General features: G+C 62.9%; 5 protein-coding genes. 3 read left to right on the forward strand and 2 right to left on the reverse strand.

The window, feature by feature from the left end:
• Positions 1-229: 229 nt before the first annotated feature.
• Positions 230-1,093 (forward strand): 4-hydroxy-tetrahydrodipicolinate synthase, encoded by an 864-nt coding sequence (gene dapA / locus AC07OV_RS01710; protein ID WP_495091348.1) that lies wholly within the window; start codon positions 230-232, stop codon positions 1,091-1,093.
• An 87-nt stretch (positions 1,094-1,180) separates the two neighbouring features.
• Here the strand turns inward: dapA and AC07OV_RS01715 are convergent, their stop codons facing one another.
• Both AC07OV_RS01715 and atzF read right to left on the reverse strand, forming a co-directional pair.
• A complete protein-coding gene (locus AC07OV_RS01715) occupies positions 1,181-1,867 on the reverse strand; it encodes a GntR family transcriptional regulator (RefSeq protein WP_495091349.1) in 687 nt (228 codons plus the stop codon).
• A 2-nt stretch (positions 1,868-1,869) separates the two neighbouring features.
• Positions 1,870-3,666, reverse strand: a complete 1,797-nt coding sequence (gene atzF / locus AC07OV_RS01720; RefSeq protein ID WP_495091350.1) for an allophanate hydrolase — start codon at positions 3,664-3,666, stop codon at positions 1,870-1,872.
• A gap of 266 nt (positions 3,667-3,932) precedes the next feature.
• On the opposite strand from atzF, the gene AC07OV_RS01725 reads away from it, so the two are divergent.
• The gene (locus AC07OV_RS01725; RefSeq protein WP_495091351.1) at positions 3,933-5,309 is read left to right on the forward strand and encodes a pyridoxal-phosphate dependent enzyme; all 1,377 of its coding nucleotides are present in this window, start codon (positions 3,933-3,935) and stop codon (positions 5,307-5,309) included.
• Positions 5,306-6,472 (forward strand): cystathionine gamma-synthase, encoded by a 1,167-nt coding sequence (locus AC07OV_RS01730; RefSeq protein ID WP_495091352.1) that lies wholly within the window; start codon positions 5,306-5,308, stop codon positions 6,470-6,472. Before AC07OV_RS01725 ends, AC07OV_RS01730 begins: the two co-directional genes overlap by 4 nt.
• Positions 6,473-6,547: the final 75 nt, after the last annotated feature.

Genomic DNA, 6,547 nt, shown 5'->3' on the forward strand with positions numbered 1-6,547 from the left:
GTCTGCTACGTCGTTCGTTAACTTTTCCGCTATTGGCTTGATTGCCAAGGCGCAAGGTTGCGTAGCGCACGCCCTCAAATCGAAGAAACAGTCGCTCATGTGACCGGGGCGCGCTGTCCCGTCAGATGAGCTGACAGGACATTGAGCGCGACGGACTCCCTCCCCCTTTGCACAATTCCCTCTGCCCTTCTGACGGTGACTCAAGCGGTCAATCATCAGGAGAAAGTGCATGTCAGCGTTTCAAGGTATCTGGGTTCCCGTGGTCACGCCGTTCCATGACGGTGCCATCGACTTTGTCGGCTTGCGCCGGCTGGTCAGCCACCTGCTGGAAAAACACGTGGCCGGGATCATGGTCTGCACCACCACCGGCGAAGCAGCTGCGCTGAGCCGCCAGGAACAACTGGCCGTGCTCGATGCCGTGCTGCAATTGGTGCCGGCACACCGCGTGGTCATGGGCCTGGCGGGCTACAACCAGATTGAGCTGCTGCAATTCCAGGCACAGATCCTCAAACGCCCGGTGGCCGGTTTGCTGGTACCAGCACCCAGCTACATCCGCCCGTCCCAGGCGGGCCTGGAAGCGTTCTTTCGCAGCGTGGCCGACGCGTCCAGCGTGCCGATCATCCTGTATGACATCCCCTACCGCACCGGCGCGACCTTTGAGCAGGCGACACTGCTGAACATCGTCGCCCATGAACGCATCGTCGCGATCAAGGATTGTGGCGGCAACCTGGGCAACACCCTGGCGCTGTTGGCCAGTGGCGAAGTGGATGTGTTGTGCGGCGAGGACATCCAGATCTTCAACGCCCTGTGCCTGGGCGCCAGCGGCGCGATTGCCGCCTCGGCCCATGTGCACACCGAGCAGTTTGTGGCGCTGTGGCAGCAGGTACGGGACAACCAACTGGCCGAGGCCCGGGCGACGTTTTTTCAGTTGTTGCCGTTGATCAACACAATGTTCATGGAGCCCAACCCCGCACCGGTCAAGGCCGCGTTGGCCATGGAAGGGTTGATCAGCAGCGAATTGCGCGCCCCGATGCAGCCCGCCAGCGATGTCGTGAAAGCCCGGTTGCACACGGTCCTCAACCCAAACACATAACCTGTAGGAGCTGGCTTGCCGGCGATGGCCTCCACGCGGTGTTCCTGAAGAAATACCGAGGCGCCTGCATCGCCGGCAAGCCGGCTCCTACACGGGCCTGGGGCCCACTTGCCGTGCCATCTGCAATCGGTGCAGCGTGATCTCGCGCACGGCCTGTTTGCTCAACTCGATATGTCGCGTGAGCAGTGCCTGGGCCACGTCACTGCGCCGTTGCAAGATGGCCTCCAGGATCTGTGTATGCTCCTGGTAGGTCGCGGCAATGCGCTCGACCTGGGTAAAGTCGAGCCGGCGAATGATGCGGATCTGCTCGGTAATCGCGTAGTGCATGCGCGCCATTTCACGGTTGCCGGTGGCCTCCACGAGTGCGCAATGAAAACGCTCATCCAGTGCAGACACTTCCTGAGGGTCTTGCAACCGTTCGTCCTCCGCCACGAGCCAAATACTCTTCAGTGCCTGCAACACCGAATTGCGCGATGCCTCCATCCCGCATAACCGGCTGACAGCCGCCAGTTCCAGCACGATACGCACGTCATACAGCTCTTCAAAATAGGCAAAGTCGAACGGCTTGACCTGCCAGCCGCTGCGGAAATACACCTCCACATAGCCTTCCTTCTCCAGGCGATACAGCGCCTGGCGCACCGGCGTTCGGCTGACGTCCATGCGACCTGCCAGATCGCCTTCGCTGAAGCGATCCCCCGGCAGCAGGCGGAAGTCGAAAATATCCGCCTTGAGTTGCGTGTACACCTGCTCGGCGAGGTTGTCAGGACGCGGCATGTTCACCCCCGGCTCGCAATAAACGTGCGCCAGCCGCCGAACTCGGTGATATCCAGCGCTTCGGCCAACGCCCAGGGTTCACAGATAAAGCCTTTGACGCTACGCCCGTCCGCCAGCACCACGTTGCCGATCCCCAGGGGCGCGGGGATTTCTGCGACGAACTCACCGAAGCGTGCGAGAGGCATGTCCCACAGTTCCACGATGATCGAACGCCCACTCTCGGCCTTGGCCAACCCCGGCTTGGGCGGCACGGTGCCCGGCAATGCATACAGGCGATAGCTGTCAGCCGTGTGGGTTTGCTCCACCAGCACCGCATTGCGCTTGGTCAGCTGGAAGTTCAGCGGCATGCCCGTCAGGTGCGCGCCCACCACGGCCACTCGCACAGCCCCCGGCGCCTGCACGGGTACGCCGGGTGCGGGCAGAGAACGCCCGGTCGCGCCCAGGCTGAGGTCGAGATTGGCCTGCCAACGCTTGCCCAGATCAGCCAGAGCCGTGTCATGCCAGGCGGGTGCCAATAGGGTAATGCCAACGGGCAAACCATCGACACGCAACCCGGCGGGAAGCGCGAGGGCCGAGAGGTCTGCCAGGTTGGTGAAGTTGGTGTAGTAGCCAAATTGCGAGTTGTAGCACACCGGCTCCTCGGCCATTTCCGCCAGGGTGCGAAGGGTCGGTGACGTGGGAACCAGCAAGGCATCAAAACCCGCCAGGCTGTCGTTGATACGCCGGCTCAATTCGGCGCGCAGGTATTCGGCTTTGTAAGCATCACACGCCGTGTATTGACGGCCGTTTTCAACGATACCGCGCACCACGGTGTTGATCGCCTCGGGCTGACGCTCAAGCATGCCTTCCAACGCCACCGTGCGTTCGGCCACCCACGGCCCGTAATACAGCTGATCGGCCAGGGCCTTGAACGGTGTGAAGTCCACCGGGGTAATCACTGCACCCAACGCCTTGAATCGCTCGACAGCCTGCTCAAACACCGCTTGATTCTGGCTATCGCCGAAGAACTCCAGCTCAGCCGGGATCGCCAACTTGATCTGCGCCCCCACCGCCACCGGCGCCGTGTTGGGGTTGACCCGCGAGTAGGCGTCGCTGGCGTCGTAGCCAGCGGCCACCTGCGCCACGCGCTCGGCATCGGCCACGGTCAAGGCGAACACCGAAATGCAATCCACCGTGCGGCAGGCGGGCACCAGGCCGGTGTTGGACAGCCGCCCCTTGGTCGGCTTCAAACCCACAATATTGTTGAACCCCGCCGGTACACGGCCCGAACCTGCGGTATCGGTGCCCAAGGCGAACGGCACCAGCCCACGGGACACCACCGAGGCCGAGCCGGAGCTGGAACCGCCGCTGACGTAAGCCGGATCGAAGCTGTTGCCTACCGCACCATAAGGCGAACGCGTGCCCACCAGGCCGGTAGCGAACTGGTCGAGATTGGTCTTGCCCACCAGGATCGCGCCCGCCGCTCGTAGCTTGGAGACGACAAACGCGTCTGACCCAGGTGCGTAGGCAAACTCAGGACAGGCCGCCGTGGTATCCCATCCCGCCGCATCGATGTTGTCCTTGATGGCAAACGGCACGCCATACAGTGGCAGCTGGGCCATGTCGCCGCCTGCTGCCGCCAAGCGTTCGCCGAGTTCGTCCAATTGCGCCTGCAGTTGCGATGAACCGGCGCGGGCGATCCAGGCATTGTCTTCGGCCGGGTAGGCGTCGACCAGGTCCAGCAAAATCTCTGGCTTGATTGCGCCACTGCGGTAAGCCGACTGCCATTCGCCAAGGGTCCAGCCAAAAACGTTGTGCATAGGAAATTCCATCTTGTATCCAAGTTTGGATTTCCTTTAGCAAAGCCCGGGCCATACAGCCACACCCACTGTTTACGGGGCTTCGCCAGTCCTACGCTGGTTAACCCCTGCCCACTGATGGCGCACAGCTGCATCGCCCATGCGCCAAAAAAAGACATTCATCGGACCGCCCGGTTGCGACCCGACCGATAGCGGCCTATGTTCCAAGCCATGCGTTTTAATTTGCTGTCCCCCTCCCTACGCCCTTCCCGTACCCAGGTGACGACATGCCCACGCTTTCCCGCCCCGCCGTCCTCGAACTGATCGGCAACACGCCGCTGGTTCGGGTCAGCCGTTTCGATACCGGCCCGTGCACGCTGTTTCTCAAGCTCGAATCCCAGAACCCCGGGGGCTCCATCAAGGACCGCATCGGCCTGGCCATGATCGACGCCGCCGAGCGCGATGGCCGCCTGCGCCCCGGAGGCACCATCATCGAGGCCACCGCTGGCAACACCGGCCTGGGCCTGGCACTGGTGGGGCGGGCCAAGGGCTACCGGGTGGTGCTGGTGGTGCCCGACAAGATGTCCACCGAAAAGGTGCTGCACCTCAAGGCCATGGGCGCTGAGGTGCATATCACCCGCTCCGACGTGGGCAAGGGCCATCCCGAGTATTACCAGGACGTGGCCGCCCGCCTGGCCAAGGACATTCCGGGTTCATTCTTCGCCGACCAGTTCAACAACCCCGCCAACCCGCTGGCCCATGAAACCAGCACCGCCCCGGAGATCTGGGCACAAACCCAGCATGACGTGGACGCCATTGTGGTGGGCGTCGGCTCGGCCGGCACCCTCACCGGCCTGACCCGTTTTTTCAAGCGTGTGCAGCCTGAGCTGGAAATGGTGCTGGCCGACCCCGTGGGCTCGGTGATGGCCGAATACAGCCGCAGCGGCAAAATGGAAACTCCTGGCTCCTGGGCCGTGGAAGGCATCGGCGAGGACTTCATTCCGTCAATCGCCGACCTTTCCAGCGTGCGCCACGCCTACTCCATCAGCGATGAAGAAAGTTTCGACCATGCCCGCCAACTGCTGCGTGCCGAAGGCATCCTCGGCGGTTCGTCTACCGGCACCCTGCTCGCCGCCGCCTTGCGTTATTGCCGCGAGCAGACCGAGCCCAAGCGCGTGGTTACGTTCGTGTGCGACACCGGTACGCGCTACCTGTCGAAGGTCTACAACGACCAATGGATGAAAGACGCGGGCCTGCTGCAATACAAGCATTACGGCGATTTGCGCGACCTGATCGCCCGCCGTTTCGAAGACGGCCGCGTGATCAGCGTGAGCCCCGACGACACCCTGCTCACCGCCTTCCAGCGCATGCGCCTGGCTGACGTTTCGCAATTGCCAGTGTTGGTGAATGGCCAGGAGCTGGTGGGTGTGATCGACGAATCCGACATCCTGCTAGGCCTGCACCATGACGCGGCGGACTTTTCGATGATCGTCGCCAGCGCCATGACCGACACCTTGCAAACCCTGACCCCCAGCGCCAGCCTGGCTGAATTGCAGGCGGAACTGGACCGCGGCCTGGTCGCCATCATTGCCGACGCGTCGGGCTTCCATGGCCTGATCACCCGCGTCGATCTGCTCAACCACCTACGGAGATCCCTTGCATGAGTCCGTCCGATAAAAGCGCGTTTGCCACCCGTGTGATCCATGCCGGGCAATCCCCCGACCCGACCACGGGCGCGTTGATGCCGCCGATCTACGCCAACTCCACCTACCTGCAAGACAGCCCCGGCGTGCACAAGGGCTTTGACTACGGCCGCTCCCACAACCCGACGCGCTTTGCCCTGGAACGCTGCGTGGCCGACCTGGAAGGCGGCAGCCAGGCGTTTGCCTTTGCGTCCGGGCTAGCGGCAATCTCCACTGTGCTGGAACTGTTGGACGCCGGCGCGCATATCGTCTCCGGCAACGACTTGTACGGCGGGACCTTCCGCCTGTTCGACAAAGTGCGCCAGCGCAGTGCCGGGCACCGCTTCAGCTTTGTCGACTTGAGCGACCTGTCGGCATTCGAAGCGAGTTTGCAAGACGACACGCGCATGGTCTGGGTCGAGACCCCGAGCAACCCGCTGCTGAGCCTCAGCGACCTGAGCGCCATCGCACGCATCTGCAAGGCGCGCGGCATTATCTGTGTGGCCGACAATACCTTCGCCAGCCCTTGGATCCAGCGCCCGCTGGAGCTGGGCTTCGACATCGTGGTGCATTCCACCACCAAATACCTGAATGGCCACTCGGACGTCATCGGTGGGATTGCAATCGTTGGCCACAACCCGGAGCTGGCCGAACGCCTGGGCTTCCTGCAGAACTCGGTGGGCGCCATCGCCGGGCCGTTCGATGCGTTTCTTACCTTGCGCGGCGTGAAGACACTGGCACTGCGTATGGAACGTCATTGCAGCAACGCCCTCGATCTGGCGACCTGGCTGGAGAAACAGCCGCAAGTGTCGCGCGTCTACTATCCCGGCCTGGCCTCACACCCGCAGCATGAGCTGGCACGTCGGCAGATGCGTGGGTTCGGTGGGATGATTTCGGTGGACCTCAACAGCGACCTGGCGGGCGCCACGCGCTTCCTGGAAAACGTCAAGATCTTCGCGCTGGCCGAAAGCCTTGGCGGCGTGGAAAGCCTGATCGAACACCCGGCCATCATGACCCACGCCAGCATCCCGGCCGCCACGCGCGCGCAGTTGGGCATTGGTGACGGGTTGGTGCGGTTGTCGGTGGGGGTTGAGGATGTGGAAGACCTGCGGGCAGACCTGGCCCAGGCGTTGGCCCGCATCTGATAGCCCCCCTCTGTAGGAGCTGGCTTGCCAGCGATGGCGGTGGGTCAGCTTGCAACTCTGCTGGCTGATGGATCG

The sequence above is a fragment of the Pseudomonas sp. GW821-FHT09A09 genome (genome assembly GCF_059418405.1).